Source organism: Caulobacter sp. 10L414, assembly GCF_056395525.1.
On record NZ_JBFTJR010000014.1, the window covers coordinates 1 to 13928 of the forward strand.

Sequence of the window (13928 nt, forward strand, 5' to 3'; positions counted from 1 at the left end):
CGGCGGCTGGGCCGCGGCGGGGGCGGTCAGGAAGGTCGGCAGCGGCGGCAGGTCGTCGGCCGGCGCACGCTCGGCGCTGCGCGTGCGACGGCTGCGCGGCTCGGGCGGCGGAGCAAATTCGGGCATGGGTTCTGGTTCGGGCGCGGGCGGCGGCGCCTCGGCGATCGGTTCGGCTTCAGGCTCCGGCGGCGCGACCGGTTCCGGAGGCGCGGAGGTGCGGAAGAACGACCGGCGCGCGCTGGAGCGATCCTCGCGCAGCGGCGGTTCGTACGGTTCGGGGGCCGGCTCGGCCAGTGACGCCGGTTCGGGTTCGGGCGCGATCGAAGAGGCCAGCGGCTCGGGCGCCGGTTCGGGCTGGGGCTCGGGCGGCTGATAGGACGGCGGACGCGCGCCGCGCGACGACGCGGCCAGGAAGCCGGCTTCCGGCAGGTCGGCGATGTCGAGATCGTTGTCCGGCTCGCTGATCGGCGCGTCCGGATCGGGCTCGGCGGCTGCGAAGGGTTCCGACTCGGGCAGGCCAGAAGCAGGCGCCGCATCGTCGCGGGGCGTCTCCACCGGCAGGGTGGAAAAGTCGAGCGGTCGGCGCTTCTTAGGCTTCATACGCAGCCACTGTCCCAAGGCGAACGACGAGGGGGCCTCTCACAGCGACGCAGCGCGCAAGCCCCTTCATCGCGCAGGCGAGTAAACCTAGCCGCGAAAGGCGCCCGCGCATAGCCGGTTGACGCGGTTTTCCCCAAAGCGGACCGAGTGTTGCGCGATTCTGCGGGGGCTCGCCCCGACGATCCCGGGGCGGACGGATCAGGCGCGGGCGAGGCGCGCGGCCTGTTCGGGGCAGACGATCTTGGGGGCGGTTTCCAGGCGCACGGCCTGGCGCGGCGAACGCGCCACGGTGCGTTCGACCTTCGGCTTGACGATCTTTTCCTCGATCACCACGCCGAATTGGCAAAGGGCCGTGGCCGAGAGCCACAGCACGACAGCCGCGAGGAGTTCTGACAAGAAGGACATCGGCTTACCCGTCGATCCGATAGCGCCGTTATGCCGCAATCCATGGTCATGCTCGAATGAACTTTTGGTCATGTTGGCGCAACGGCACCCACACAAGCTGACAGCGCCCCTAGATTTCTGAGCCTTGCTCCCAAAGGCCCAGGGACCTAGGTCGCAGGCTCCCCCGGTACTTCGCTTCCCGCCGTCCGGCGAGAGGCGAAGTCTTTCTGTTTGCGGACGACCGTCTTGGCCCTTACCCAGCTTGCACCCCAGGCGCCCGCCGTCGCTTACGAGCCGCAGATGCCGCTGATCACCCCCGCCCGCCTCACCCACCTGCAGCGCCTGGAAGCCGAGAGCATCCACATCATGCGCGAGGTCGCGGCCGAGTGCGAAAACCCGGTCATGCTGTACTCGATCGGCAAGGACAGCGCGGTGATGCTGCACCTGGCCGCCAAGGCGTTCTATCCGTCCAAGCCGCCCTTCCCGCTGCTGCACGTCGACACGACCTGGAAGTTCAAGGCGATGTACGAGCTGCGCGACAAGATCGCCGAGCAGCTGGGCTTTGACCTTCTGGTCCACAAGAACCCCGAGGCCGAGGCGCGCGGCATCAATCCGTTCGACCACGGCAGCGCCCTGCACACCGACCTCTGGAAGACCGAAGGCCTCAAGCAGGCCCTGGCCAAGTACGGCTTCGACGCGGCCTTCGGCGGCGCTCGCCGCGACGAGGAGAAGAGCCGCGCCAAGGAGCGCGTGTTCAGCTTCCGCTCGGCCGAGCAACGCTGGGACCCGAAGAACCAGCGCCCCGAGCTGTGGAAGCTCTACAACACCCGCAAGCACCCGGGTGAATCCTTGCGCGTCTTCCCGATCTCCAACTGGACCGAGCTGGACGTCTGGCAATACATCCACCTGGAGAACATCCCGATCGTGCCGCTCTACTTCTCGGCCCCGCGGCCGGTGGTCGAGCGCGACGGCGCGCTGATCATGGTCGACGACGAGCGCTTCCGTCTGCGTGAGGGCGAAGAGCCGCAGATCAAGAGCGTGCGCTTCCGCACCCTGGGCTGCTACCCGCTGACCGGCGCCGTCGAGAGCACCGCCTCGACCTTGCCGCAGATCATCCAGGAGATGCTCCTGACCACCACCAGCGAGCGCCAGGGGCGGGTCATCGACCACGACCAGTCCGCCTCGATGGAGAAGAAGAAGCAGGAGGGCTACTTCTGATGGCTCACCAGTCCGCCCTCATCGCCGAAGACATCGAGGCCTATCTCGAGGCCCACCAGAACAAGTCGCTGCTGCGCTTCATCACCTGCGGCAGCGTCGACGACGGCAAGTCCACCCTGATCGGCCGGCTGCTCTACGACAGCAAGATGATCTTCGAGGACCAGATGGCCGCCCTCGAGGCCGACTCCAAGCGCGTCGGCACCCAAGGCGGGGCGATCGACTTCGCCCTGCTGGTCGACGGCCTGGCCGCCGAGCGCGAGCAGGGCATCACCATCGACGTCGCCTACCGGTTCTTCTCGACCGACAAGCGCAAGTTCATCGTCGCCGACACCCCCGGCCACGAGCAGTACACGCGCAACATGGTCACCGGCGCCTCGACAGCCGACGCGGCCGTGATCCTGATCGACGCGCGCAAGGGCGTGCTGACCCAGACCCGCCGCCACTCCTACCTCGTGTCCTTGCTCGGCATCCGCAACGTGGTGCTGGCGGTCAACAAGATGGACCTGGTCGACTGGGACAAGGCGGTGTTCGACGCCATCGTCGCCGACTACCGCGCCTTCGCCGAGAAGATCGGCCTTTCGGTCTTCACCCCGATCCCGATCTCGGGCCTGGGCGGCGACAACATGGCCGCGCGCAGCGAGCATACGCCGTGGTTCGACGGCCCGATCCTGATGGACTGGCTGGAAAGCATCGAGGTCGAGGACAGCCTGCAGGCCCAGCCCTTCCGCATGCCGGTGCAGTGGGTCAACCGCCCCAATCTCGACTTCCGCGGCTTCTCGGGCCAGGTGGCCTCGGGCGTGGTCAAGCCGGGCGACCGGGTCAAGGTGCTGCCGTCCGGCCGCGAAAGCCGGGTGTCGCGCATCGTCACCCTGCCCGGCGACCTGGACCGCGCCGTCGCCGGCCAGTCGGTGACCATCACGCTGACGGATGAAGTCGACGTCTCCAGAGGCGACGTGCTGGTCACGGCCGACGCGCCGTCGGCGGTCGCCGGCCAGTTCGAGGCGACGCTGGTGTGGATGGACGACGAGCCCCTGCCGCCCGGCCGCTCCTACCTGCTGAAGATCGGCGCGCGCCTGGTCGGGGCCAGCATCACCGAGATCAAGCACCGGGTGAACGTCAACACGCTGGAGCACACGGCCGCCAAGCGGCTGGAGCTCAATGAGATCGCCCACGTCAACATCTCGCTCGACCAGGCCATCCCGTTCGAGGCCTATGCCGACAACCGCGACCTGGGCGGCTTCATCCTGATCGACCGGATCAGCAACCGCACCGTCGGCGCGGGCATGCTGAACTTCGCCCTGCGCCGGGCCGACAACATCCACTGGCAGCACACCGACGTCTCCAAGGCCTCGCGCGCGGCGCTGAAGAGCCAGCGCGGCCGCGTGGTGTGGCTGACGGGCCTGTCGGGCGCGGGCAAGTCGACCATCGCCAACCTGGTGGAAAAGCGCCTGCACGCGCTGGGCCGCCACACCTACCTGCTGGACGGCGACAACGTCCGCCACGGCCTCAACAAGGACCTCGGCTTCACCGAGGAGGACCGCGTCGAGAACATCCGCCGGGTGGCCGAGGTGGCCAAGCTGATGGTCGACGCCGGCCTGATCGTGCTGACCGCCTTCATCTCGCCGTTCCGGGCCGAGCGCCAGATGGCGCGCGAGATCCTCAACGACGGCGAGTTCGTCGAGGTGTTCGTCGACACTCCCCTGGCCGTGGCCGAGAGCCGCGACGTCAAGGGCCTCTACAAGAAGGCGCGCTCGGGCCAGCTGAAGAACTTCACCGGCATCGACAGCCCCTACGAGGCGCCCGAGGCGGCCGAACTGGTCATCGACACGACCAAGGTCGACCCGGTGGCCGCGGCCGAGCAGATCGTGGCCTGGCTGGAAGGCGAAGAGGTCTCGTACGAGATCTAGGGAGGGGGCGTCGCCCCTTTCCTTCGGTTGTCATCCCGGCCGAAGGCGCGCAGCGCCGTAGAGCCGGGATCTCCCACGTTTCAGGACAAGGCCGCCGTGGGAGATCCCGGCGCTCCGCTTCGCTGCGGCCGGGAAGACAACCAAGGGGTAGAGGCGCCCCTACGCCCCCGCCTTCACCCGCGCGCTGCGGCCCAGCACCAGCGCGCCGCACAGCCCGGCCGCGCCCAGGGCCGCCATCGCCCAGTAGCCCTTCACGCCCAGGGCGTCGAACAGCGGGCCCGAAGCCAAGGTCGCCAGGCCCAGGGTGAAGCCCTGCGACACCGCCGAGTTCAGGGCCTGGGCGGCCGAGGCGCTCTTGGGCGGCGTCAGGCGCTCGATCAGCTGCAGCGAGGCCAGGAAGCTGGCCGCGAAGGTGAAGGCGTGCAGCGCCTGCAGCGGGAACAGCGCCCACAGCGGCGGGGCGAAGGCGTAGGCCGTCCAGCGGATCACCGCCGCGCCGGCGCCCATGGCCAACAGACGCCCCGGCCCCACCCGACGCCGCCAGGGTTCCAGGAACCACATGAACCCGACCTCGGCCGCGACGCCGACGCCCCACAGGACGCCGATCATCGGCTCGGGGATCTCCTGCTTGCGCCAGAGGATGGTCGAGAAGCTGTAGTAGAAGCCGTGCGCGCCCTGGATCAGGCCGGCGGTGACCACCGCCAGCACGAACACCCGGTCGGTCAGCAGGCTGCCCAGGCCCTTCCAGCGATCACGCTTGGCGGGGGCCTCGCCCTCGTCGTGCACGCGCTCGGGCGGAACCAGGACGAAGGCCGCGAAGGCGGTCAGCAGGGCCGCCACGGTGATCCAGACGACGATGATCTCGGCGCCGACCAGGGTCAGCACCACGCCCATGGCCAGGTTGGCGGCGATGAAGGCGCTGGAGCCCGATCCGCGCGGCAGGCCGTAGTTGAAGCCTTCCAGCCGCGCCCGGCGCAGGGTCACCACGTCGATCAGCGGCGAGATGGTCGAGAACAGCGTCGCGCCCACCAACCAGCAGACCAGCAGGCTCCAGAACCCCGGCGCGACCAGCATGGCGAGATAGGCCCCGGCGGCGGCGATCGCCAGCAGGATCATCGGCGAGCGTCGCAGGCTGAAGCCGTCGGCCCAGACGGCCAGGATCGAACCGGTGAAGGGCTTGAGCAGCAGCGGCGCGGCCAGCACGGCCCCGATCTCGGCCCCCGAAAGCCCCCTCGCCCGCAGGAAGGTGGCCACGTACGGCAGGCTCACCCCGATGACCAGGTAGATGGCCACGTAGAACAGGCTGAGACGGGCGACGAGCGGCATGGCCCGCTCGTAGAGCGGTGTGCGGTGAAGGGGAAGCGGTTTCAGACCCTCCCCCTGAAGGGGAGGTGTCGGCGAAGCCGACGGAGGGGGATGTGACCTCCCACGCCTGCGACTTCACCAGTTTCAGCAGGGACTTCCCCCTCCGGCCCTTCGGACCACCTCCCCCTTCAGGGGAGGGTCTATTTACTCCGCGCCCCCAAACCGTGCGGCCCACTCGGCGATCATGTCGTCGTCGATCTTCTTGAACAGAACTTCCGGCGCACGAACCGTCTGGCCGGCCGGCACGGTCGACAGCTCGGCCGCGACGTCCGACGACGGCCACGCGGGCGGCCAGGCCTGGCCGAAGGCCTCGCCGATCTTCTCGGCGGCGAACGGGATGAACGGGGCCGAGATGCGGGCGTAGAGCGCGGCGAGATTCAGGGCCGTGCGCACGATCACCGCGGCGCGGTCGCGGTCGGTCTTGATCGCCGTCCAGGGGGCGGCTTCCTGCAGGTACTCGTTGCCGACAACCCACAAGGCCCGCAGCGCCTGGGCGCTCTTGCGGATCTCGATGGCGTCCATCTGCTCGGCGAGGTCGGCCAGGCGCTCGGCGACGTCGGCGTAGAGCTTCTCCTCAAGCGGACCGATTTCGCCGCCCTCGGGCACGACGCCGTCGAACTTGCTCTCGGTGAACTTCAGGATGCGGTTGACGAAGTTGCCCAGCACGTCGGCCAGGTCGCGGTTCACGGCGCTGGCGAACTGCTCCCAGGTGAAGGCGGTATCGCTGCCTTCCGGCGAGTTCGAGGTCAGGTACCAGCGCCAGAGATCCGGCGGCAGGATGTCGAGCGCCGCGTCCATGAACACGCCGCGCTTGCTGCTGGTCGAGAACTTGCCGCCGTACCAGTTCAGCCAGTTGAAGGCTTTGAGCATGTCGACGCTCTTCCACGGCTCTTCCGAGCCGAGAATGGTCGCGGGGAAGCTGACGGTGTGGAACGCCACGTTGTCCTTGCCCATGAACTGGACGTAGCGGACGTCGTCGGCGCCGGCGTCGGTGCGCCACCACGAGCGCCAGTCACGGCCCTCGCCGGCCTCGGCCCATTCCTGGGTGGCGGCGATGTACTCGATCGGCGCGTCGAACCAGACGTAGAAGACCTTCTCCTCCATGCCCGGACGCGGCAGGCCGTCCTTGGTCACCGGCACGCCCCAGGCCAGATCGCGGGTGATGCCGCGATCGATCAGGCCCTCGTCCAGGTGCTTGTAGGCGATCGACTTGGCCAGGGTCGGCCAGTCGGGGTGGGCGTCGACCCAGGCGCGGATGCGGTCGGCCATCTTGGTCTGGAGAAGATAGAGGTGCTTGGTGTCGCGCACTTCCAGGTTCCGCGAGCCCGAGATCACCGAGTACGGGTCCTTCAGGTCGGTCGGGTCCAGGAGGTTGCCGCAGTTGTCGCACTGGTCGCCGCGAGCCTTTTCGAAGCCGCAGTGCGGGCAGGTGCCCTCGATGTAGCGATCGGGCAGGAAGCGGCGGTCGTCGATCGAGTAGACCATCTGGTCGACCCGTTCCTCGATCAGGCCTTGCGCTTCCAGCACCTCGGCGAAGTGCTGGGTCAGGCGATGGTTCTGCGGCGAGGACGAACGGCCGAAATGGTCCCACGACAGGCCAAACGCGCGGCCCACGTCGTGCTGCAGCACGTGCTGCTCCTCGCAATAGGTCTGGACGTCCTGGCCGGCGGCGGCGGCGGCCAGTTCAGCGGGCGTGCCGTGCTCGTCGGTGGCGCAGATGTAGAGGGTGTCGTGGCCCCGGGCCCGCTGGAAGCGCGCATAGACGTCGGCCGGCAGCATCGACCCCGCAAGGTTCCCCAGGTGCTTGATGCCGTTGATGTACGGCAGGGCCGAGGTGATCAGGATGCGAGCCATGGGACGGGGCGTCTTTCCGGGGACGAACGAGAAACAGGAGGCGTCCGCATATAGAAGCCCGCGCGCCGAAGGGAAAGCGTCGCGGCTCGCCCGCAACCTGTCAGCGCGCGAAATCATGGGCTCGCGCGGCGGGCGTTTTCAGGCTTGGATGCCGGACGCTGGACTGGAGGCCCCATGATGCGCCGTCGCCTGCCGCTGCTGCTCGTCGCGCTCGCCGTGCTGCTGGCCGGCGGCTGGTGGTGGTGGCGCGAGCGGCCTGATCCGTCGGTGATGCACGTCTTTCCCGGCGTGCGCGGTCCGGCCAAGGCCTCGAAGATCGTCGAACCGCCCCGCACCCGCATCGCACAGTTCGACAGGGGCGGCCCGCACCGCCTGGCGATTCTGGTCACCGATCCGCAGTCGGGATGGCTGGGCCTGGTGCGCGGCTTCCGCGCCCACGGCGTGCCGATCACCGTCACGCAGGATCCCGCCAAGGCCCTGCGGCACAAGGTGGTTCTGGTCTATCCGATCGTCTCGGGTCGGGTGCTGAGCGCCGAGCAGCTGCGCGCCCTGGCCCAGCATGTGCGCGACGGCGGCACGGTGGTCGCCTTCAACCTGGCCGGCGGCGGGCTTGGCGAGCTGTTCGGCGTCGGCGAGGGAACCGAGGCCTCCTCGCGACTGCGCATGCGCTGGACCAGCGCTACCGGCGAGCCCGAGAGCGACGAGATCGTCGTCTCCTCCACCGGCGAGGCCAAGGTCGCCAGCGTCGGCTACGCGCCGGGGACGGCGCAGGCGGCGGCCCGCTTCGACGACGGTTCGATCGCCGCAGCGTGCAGGAAGGTGGGCGGCCAGGCCTGCGTGCTGGGCGTCGACCTGGGCTCGCTGGCGCAGCGCTCGATGAACGGCCGCGCCGAGGCTCTGGCCCGCCACTACGTCAACGGCTACGAGCCCTCGCTCGACGTGCTGTTTCGCTGGGTCCGCGACCTCTACGTGGCCGGCGAGCCGATGCCCTGGCTGGTCTCGACCGCCCCGGCCGGCCGCCAGGCATCGATCCTCTTCACCCACGATGTCGACTACGGACCGTCGGTCCACAACGCCCTGGCCTATGCCGACGCCCTGAAGGCGCGGGGCGTCCAAGGCACGTTCTTCGTCCAGACCAAGTACATGAAGGACTACAACGACAAGGTGTTCTTCGACGACGCGGCCGTGGCCGACGTCAAGGGCCTGCTGGCGCGCGGCCAGGAAGTCGGCAGCCACACCGTCGCCCATTCGGGCGCCTTCGAGCACACGATGCCGCTGGGCGACGGCCGCGAGCGCTATCCGCGCTATCGTCCCTTCGTCCAGACCGTCGACACCGTGAAGGGGGCCACGATCCTGGGCGAGCTTCGGGTGTCGAAGTTCCTGCTGGACCGGCTGGCGGGCGCGGACGTGGTCTCGTTCCGGCCCGGACGGCTGGCCTATCCGTTCACCCTGCCCCAGGCCCTGGAGGCCAGCGGCTATCGCTATTCCTCGTCGATCACCGCCAACACCGTGCTGACCCACCTGCCCTTCCAGCTGACCGACGGGCGGGCCGACGGCGCGCTGCAGCCGGTGTTCGAGTTCCCGGTCGGCGTCGAGGACGAGGAAGCCCCGCCGCTGCTGCAGCGCCTCGACGCCGCCGACGCGCTGGTGGCCAAGGTGGCCCGCGAGCGCGGCGTGGTCACGGTGCTGATCCACCCCAACCTGGTCGGCGACAAGCTGCGGTTCGAGGAGGCCCTGGCCGACCGCTGGAAGGGCCGGGCGTGGATGGGCGGGGTGCGCCAGTTCGGCGACTGGTGGACGGCGCGCGACGCCCTGGACCTGGACGTACAGCCGCGCGGCGACGGATGGGTCCTGGCCGCCGACGCGCCCAAGGGCGCGACCGAGGTCGAGGTGCTGCTGCCCAAAACCGCCCAGGGTCGCGTGACGCTGCAGCTGCCGCCCGGCGGCCGCTCGACGACGGCGATCAAGTGAGACGCCTGGCGATCGCCCTGCTGCTGGCCGCCCTGGCCGGCCCGGCCGCCGCCGCGCCGCGGCTGATCTGGTCGGACGAATTCGACGGCGATCGCCTGGATCCGGCCAGGTGGACGGCCGCCGCCGACTGCTGGGGCGGCGGCAACGAGGAGCGCCAGTGCTACGCGCCGGACAACGTCTCGGTCTCGGGCGGGGTGCTGCGGCTCAACGCTCGCAAGGAGCGCGCGTCGGGCCCGGCGCGCCGCAACGGCGGCCCGCGCGTGAGCCGCGACTACGCCTCGGGCGGGGTCAGCACCAAGGGCCTGGCCTCGTTCCGCTACGGCCGCATCGAGGTGCGCGCCAAGCTGCCGCTGGGCCAGGGTCTCTGGCCGGCGATCTGGATGCTGCCCGAGCACGACAACTACGGCCCCTACCCGCTGTCGGGCGAGATCGACATCGCCGAGGCGGTGAACCTGGGGGTGCGCTGCCGGTCGTGCCGCGACCGGGTGCGGGGGGCCGCGCATCACGGCCCGACGCTGCAGGCCAACCGCAGCGACTCGGCGGACACGGCCCTGGGCGACCTGACGGCCTTCCATGTCTTCGCGCTGGAATGGACGCCGAAACGGCTGACCTGGCTGCTCGACGGCAAGCCCTACTTCACCCGTCCGGGCGGGCGGCCCTTCGACGAGCGCTTCCACCTGATCCTCAACCTGGCGGTCGGCGGACGGTGGGCGGAGACCACGGGTCGGCGCGGAGTCGACGACGCGGCCCTGCCCGAGAGCCTGCTGGTCGACTGGGTGCGCGTCTACGCGGAGAACTAGCGCCCCCGGCTCCAGAAGGGGATCAAGGAACCGGGGGCGCGCCCCCCAAGGGGAACGGACTGACCTGGATCAGTTCGTGTCGGCGGCCACCGGATCGGCGGCCGAGACCGTGCCGTCCTTGTTGGTGTCGTGGGTCACGAACATCCGCCAGCCCGAATAGGCGAACTCGGCCGGGGTGATGCCGCCGCTCTTGTCGCTGTCGAGGACGCCGAAGCGCACGTCGGCCTGGCGCATCTGGCGAACGCGCTCTTCTTCCTTCTTCTCGGCGGTCTCGGTCGAGGCGGCGAGGCGCTTTTCGAGACGGCCCTTGAACTCGCCGACGTACTCTTCCTTGGACAGCACGCCGTTCTTGTCGGCGTCAATGGCCTTGAAGAGCTGCTCGCGGGTGATGACGAACTCTTCCTTGGTGACGACGCCGTCGCCGTTGACGTCCTGCTCCTTGATGAAGGTGTCGCGGGCGTGCGAGGCGGCCAGGGCCGGAGCGGAGACGGCGGCCAGGACAGCGGCCAGGATCAGGGTGTTGCGGATCATCTGGGTTCTCAGCGCAGGGATTCGAAGGTCAGCGAGTAGGTGTGGCTCTGGCCGGGCTGGCCGGCCGCGGCCGGCGCGACGCGATAGCGGGCCTGCACCTGGTAGACGCCCGAACGCTCGGGCTTGATCTCGAAGCGGCCCTGGGCGTCGCTCTTGACGGTGACCGGGGCGCTCTTGGCGTCGGCGTAGCGGTCGCCGCCGGCGGTCACGGTGACCTCCTGGCCGGACACCGGCTTGCCGTCGTACAGCACCACGAACTTGGCCGGCTGGCCGGTGGTGATGTCGCTGGGGTTGGTGACGGCCTGGAACTCCAGACCCTTGCCGACCGGGGCCAGCGCGGCGGCGCTGGGCGCGCCCTTGGTCACGTAGACGTCGGCGGTGGTGATGCTCTGCATGTCGACCATCTGGGCGCCGGCCGGCGCCTTGCCCGGCTCCAGGAACTCCCACTCGCCGTTGACCAGCGTGGCCTTGCCGACGCGCCCGGCGCGCTGGCCGGTGGTGATGCGATAGGTGCCGGCAGCCTCGATCGGCGCTTCCACCAGGGCCAGCTCGCGCAGGTAGGTCGGGGTCAGCGGCTTGCGCACGCCGTCGGGACCGACCACCGCATAGGCGTCGGACTTCATCACCACTTCGGGGGTGAAGAACTCTTCGGCGAACGAGCCCTGCACCGTGACGACCTTGCGGCTGGAGACGTCGAAGGTGCTGGGCAGCATGTAGGGCGAGTGGGCGTGCGCCAGGCCGGACAGGCCAAGGCCCGCCAGCAGCGCCGCCGAAGCGAGCATGGTCTTCATCGGAATCCCCCTCAAGGACGATCGGTGCGTTGGGAAGGCTCCTATTGCGGATGAATCTAAGAATCAATCGCAAATAACTTGACCCAATCGCCAGACGGTCGTAGCTCCCCACCCAACGAATGCGAACAATTCGCATCTGAGGCCGAAAACTGGGGGTTCCTTCTTTTGTCGCGCAACAAACTCATATGCTTCGCCGCCGTCTCGGCCGGCGCCCTGCTCTCCGCCACGGCGGCCTTCGCGGCCGACGCGTCCTCGGCCGCCGACACGGCCGAGCTGGACAAGGTCACCGTCACCGCCACCCGTAGCGAGAAGTCGGTGCTGGCCGTGCCGGCCACCGTCTCGGTGACGACGAGCCAGGAAATCGAAGACGCCCTCATCAACGACGCCAAGGACCTGGTGCGCTTCGAGCCCGGCGTCGCGGTGCGCAGCGCCCCGTCGCGCTTCACCGCCGCCGGTTCGTCCACGGGTCGCGACGGCAACGCCGGCTTCGCCATCCGCGGCCTCGAGAGCAACCGCGTGCTGATCATGGTCGACGGCGTGCGCATCCCCGACGGCTACGCCTTCGGCGCCCAGTCGGTCGGTCGCGGCGACTATGTCGACGTCGACGTGCTGAAGTCGGTCGAGATCGTCCGCGGCCCGGCCTCGGCGCTGTACGGCAGCGACGGCGTCGCCGGCTCGGTCAGCTTCTTCACCAAGGATCCGTCCGACATCCTGAAGGGCAAGAGCTTCGCCGCCCGCGGCCGCGTGGGCTATGCGTCGGCCGACGAGAGCTGGACCGAAAGCGCCCTGGTGGCCGGCGCCAGCGGCCGCTGGGAAGGCCTGCTGGCCTACACCCGCCGTGACGGCCACGAAACCGAGACCCAAGGCGCCAACGGCTCGTCCAGCGTCGCCCGCACGGTGGCCAACCCCGAGGACAACCAGTCCAACGCCATTCTCGGCAAGCTGGCCTTCAACCTCGACGACCGCAACAAGTTCACCCTGACGGTCGACCACCTGGATCGCGACATCGACTGGAACGTGCTGTCGGCGATCACCATCCTGCCGACCAACCCGACGGCGGCCCAGACCGCGGGCGCCACGATCGGCCTCACCGCCTTCGACAAGATGCGCCGCGACCGCGTCAGCCTGGCCCACGTCTTCACCGGCGGCCAGGGCCTGATCGAAACCGCCCGCACCACCGTCTACTACCAGGACAGCACCACGCGTCAGTTCTCGGCCGAGGACTTCCGCACCAACGCCGACCGCACCCGCGACGCCAAGTTCGACAACGAGGTGTTCGGCGGCGCGATAGAGCTGAACAGCAAGGCCAGCCTGGCCGGGGCCGATCACCGGATCGTCTGGGGCGGCGACGTCTCGATCACCCGCCAGACCGGCCTGCGCGACGGCACCGTGCCCGGCGCCGGGGAGACCTTCCCCAACCATCCGTTCCCGGTCACCGACTACACGCTGCTGGGCGCCTATGTGCAGGACGAGTTCTCGGCCGGTCCGGTCACCTTCTATCCGGCCCTGCGCTACGACTACTACAAGCTGGAGCCCAAGAGCGACGCGCTGTTCACGGCCAACACGCCGGTCAGCCAGAGCGACTCGCGCTTCTCGCCCAAGCTGTCGGCCGTCTGGCAGGTCACCGACCTGATCAGCGTGTTCGGCAACGCCGCCACCGGCTTCAAGGCCCCCTCGCCTTCGCAGGTCAACAACGGCTTTTCCAACCCGGTGCGCTTCTACAAGTCCATCGCCAATCCGGACCTGAAGCCCGAGACCAGCCGCAGCTTCGAGCTCGGCTTCCGCCTGCGCCGGCCGACGTGGAACCTGGGCGTCACCGGCTTCACCGGCAAGTACGACGACTTCATCGAGCAGATCCAGGTCGGCGGCGCGTTCACCGCCGCCAACCCGGCGGTCTACCAGTACGTCAACCTGGCCGAGGCCGAGATCAGCGGGGCCGAGGCTCGCGGCGAGATCTTCATCGGCGAAGCCTGGCGCCTGATCGGTACGGCCGCCTATGCGCGCGGCTACTCGACCAACGCCGGCAAGAGCACGCCGCTGCAGTCGGTCGACCCGGCCAAGTTCACGGCCGGCCTGTCCTACCGCGACCCGGCCGGTCGCTTCGGCGGCCAGTTCAGCGTCATGCACGTGCAGAAGAAGTCGTTCGACAGCCTGGGCGTCACCTGCACGGGCACGTGCTTCGCGCCGCCGGCCTTCACCACGGCCGACGCCACGGCCTACTGGAACGTCACCGAGGCGGTCACCCTGCGCGGCGGCGTCTTCAACCTGACCGACGAAAAGTACTGGTGGTGGAGCGACGTGCGCGGCGCGACCACGACCGGGACGGCGACCGCGCCCGTGGTCGTCGACGGCTACACCGCTCCGGGACGCAACTACAGCGTCTCGCTGGCGGTCAAGTTCTAGGACCCGCAAGGTCCTAACCGAGACACGCGGTCGTAATGTTGCGGCGACCGCGTGGCCCCGTCCTCCTCCGCGCCATGTCGGCCCGGCGCCTGGAGGACGGGGCG

Annotated in this window: 10 protein-coding genes and 1 pseudogene; 5 read left to right on the forward strand and 6 right to left on the reverse strand. The window is 69.3% G+C overall.

All coding sequences use genetic code 11. The annotated features are described in order from the left end of the window. Both AC1DCG_RS07685 and AC1DCG_RS07690 read right to left on the reverse strand, forming a co-directional pair. Positions 1-600, reverse strand: a pseudogene (locus AC1DCG_RS07685) (hypothetical protein); the annotation flags it as partial. A gap of 198 nt (positions 601-798) precedes the next feature. Next, positions 799-996, reverse strand: a complete 198-nt coding sequence (locus tag AC1DCG_RS07690) for a hypothetical protein (RefSeq protein ID WP_165260342.1) — start codon at positions 994-996, stop codon at positions 799-801. A 234-nt stretch (positions 997-1230) separates the two neighbouring features. Here AC1DCG_RS07690 and cysD point away from each other — a divergent pair, with 234 nt between their 5' ends. Together cysD and cysN are read left to right on the forward strand one after the other, a co-directional pair. After that, entirely contained in the window at positions 1231-2202 is a 972-nt protein-coding gene (gene cysD / locus AC1DCG_RS07695) for a sulfate adenylyltransferase subunit CysD (protein ID WP_477036650.1), read from the forward strand. Beyond that, positions 2202-4109, forward strand: a complete 1908-nt coding sequence (gene cysN / locus AC1DCG_RS07700) for a sulfate adenylyltransferase subunit CysN (RefSeq protein ID WP_477028946.1) — start codon at positions 2202-2204, stop codon at positions 4107-4109. Before cysD ends, cysN begins: the two co-directional genes overlap by 1 nt. Positions 4110-4268: 159 nt before the next feature. On the opposite strand, the gene AC1DCG_RS07705 is transcribed toward cysN, so the two are convergent. Together AC1DCG_RS07705 and metG are read right to left on the reverse strand one after the other, a co-directional pair. Then, positions 4269-5435 (reverse strand): MFS transporter, encoded by a 1167-nt coding sequence (locus AC1DCG_RS07705; RefSeq protein WP_477028947.1) that lies wholly within the window; start codon positions 5433-5435, stop codon positions 4269-4271. Positions 5436-5618: 183 nt separating this feature from the next. After that, positions 5619-7328, reverse strand: a complete 1710-nt coding sequence (gene metG / locus AC1DCG_RS07710) for a methionine--tRNA ligase (protein ID WP_477028948.1) — start codon at positions 7326-7328, stop codon at positions 5619-5621. A 174-nt stretch (positions 7329-7502) separates the two neighbouring features. On the opposite strand from metG, the gene AC1DCG_RS07715 reads away from it, so the two are divergent. Together AC1DCG_RS07715 and AC1DCG_RS07720 are read left to right on the forward strand one after the other, a co-directional pair. Further along, the gene (locus tag AC1DCG_RS07715) at positions 7503-9299 is read left to right on the forward strand and encodes a polysaccharide deacetylase family protein (protein ID WP_477028949.1); all 1797 of its coding nucleotides are present in this window, start codon (positions 7503-7505) and stop codon (positions 9297-9299) included. Continuing rightward, a complete protein-coding gene (locus AC1DCG_RS07720) occupies positions 9296-10099 on the forward strand; it encodes a glycoside hydrolase family 16 protein (RefSeq protein WP_477028950.1) in 804 nt (267 codons plus the stop codon). The genes AC1DCG_RS07715 and AC1DCG_RS07720 overlap by 4 nt, the downstream gene beginning before the upstream one ends. A 69-nt stretch (positions 10100-10168) precedes the next feature. Here the strand turns inward: AC1DCG_RS07720 and AC1DCG_RS07725 are convergent, their stop codons facing one another. Continuing rightward, complete coding sequence (locus AC1DCG_RS07725; RefSeq protein WP_477028951.1) at positions 10169-10630, reverse strand: EF-hand domain-containing protein; 462 nt, start codon at positions 10628-10630, stop codon at positions 10169-10171. Positions 10631-10638: 8 nt separating this feature from the next. Next, complete coding sequence (locus AC1DCG_RS07730; protein ID WP_477028952.1) at positions 10639-11421, reverse strand: DUF4198 domain-containing protein; 783 nt, start codon at positions 11419-11421, stop codon at positions 10639-10641. Between the two features lie 165 nt (positions 11422-11586). On the opposite strand from AC1DCG_RS07730, the gene AC1DCG_RS07735 reads away from it, so the two are divergent. Continuing rightward, on the forward strand, positions 11587-13824 hold the full coding sequence (locus AC1DCG_RS07735; protein WP_477028953.1) for a TonB-dependent hemoglobin/transferrin/lactoferrin family receptor: 2238 nt from the start codon (positions 11587-11589) through the stop codon (positions 13822-13824). The last annotated feature ends 104 nt before the right edge of the window (positions 13825-13928 follow it).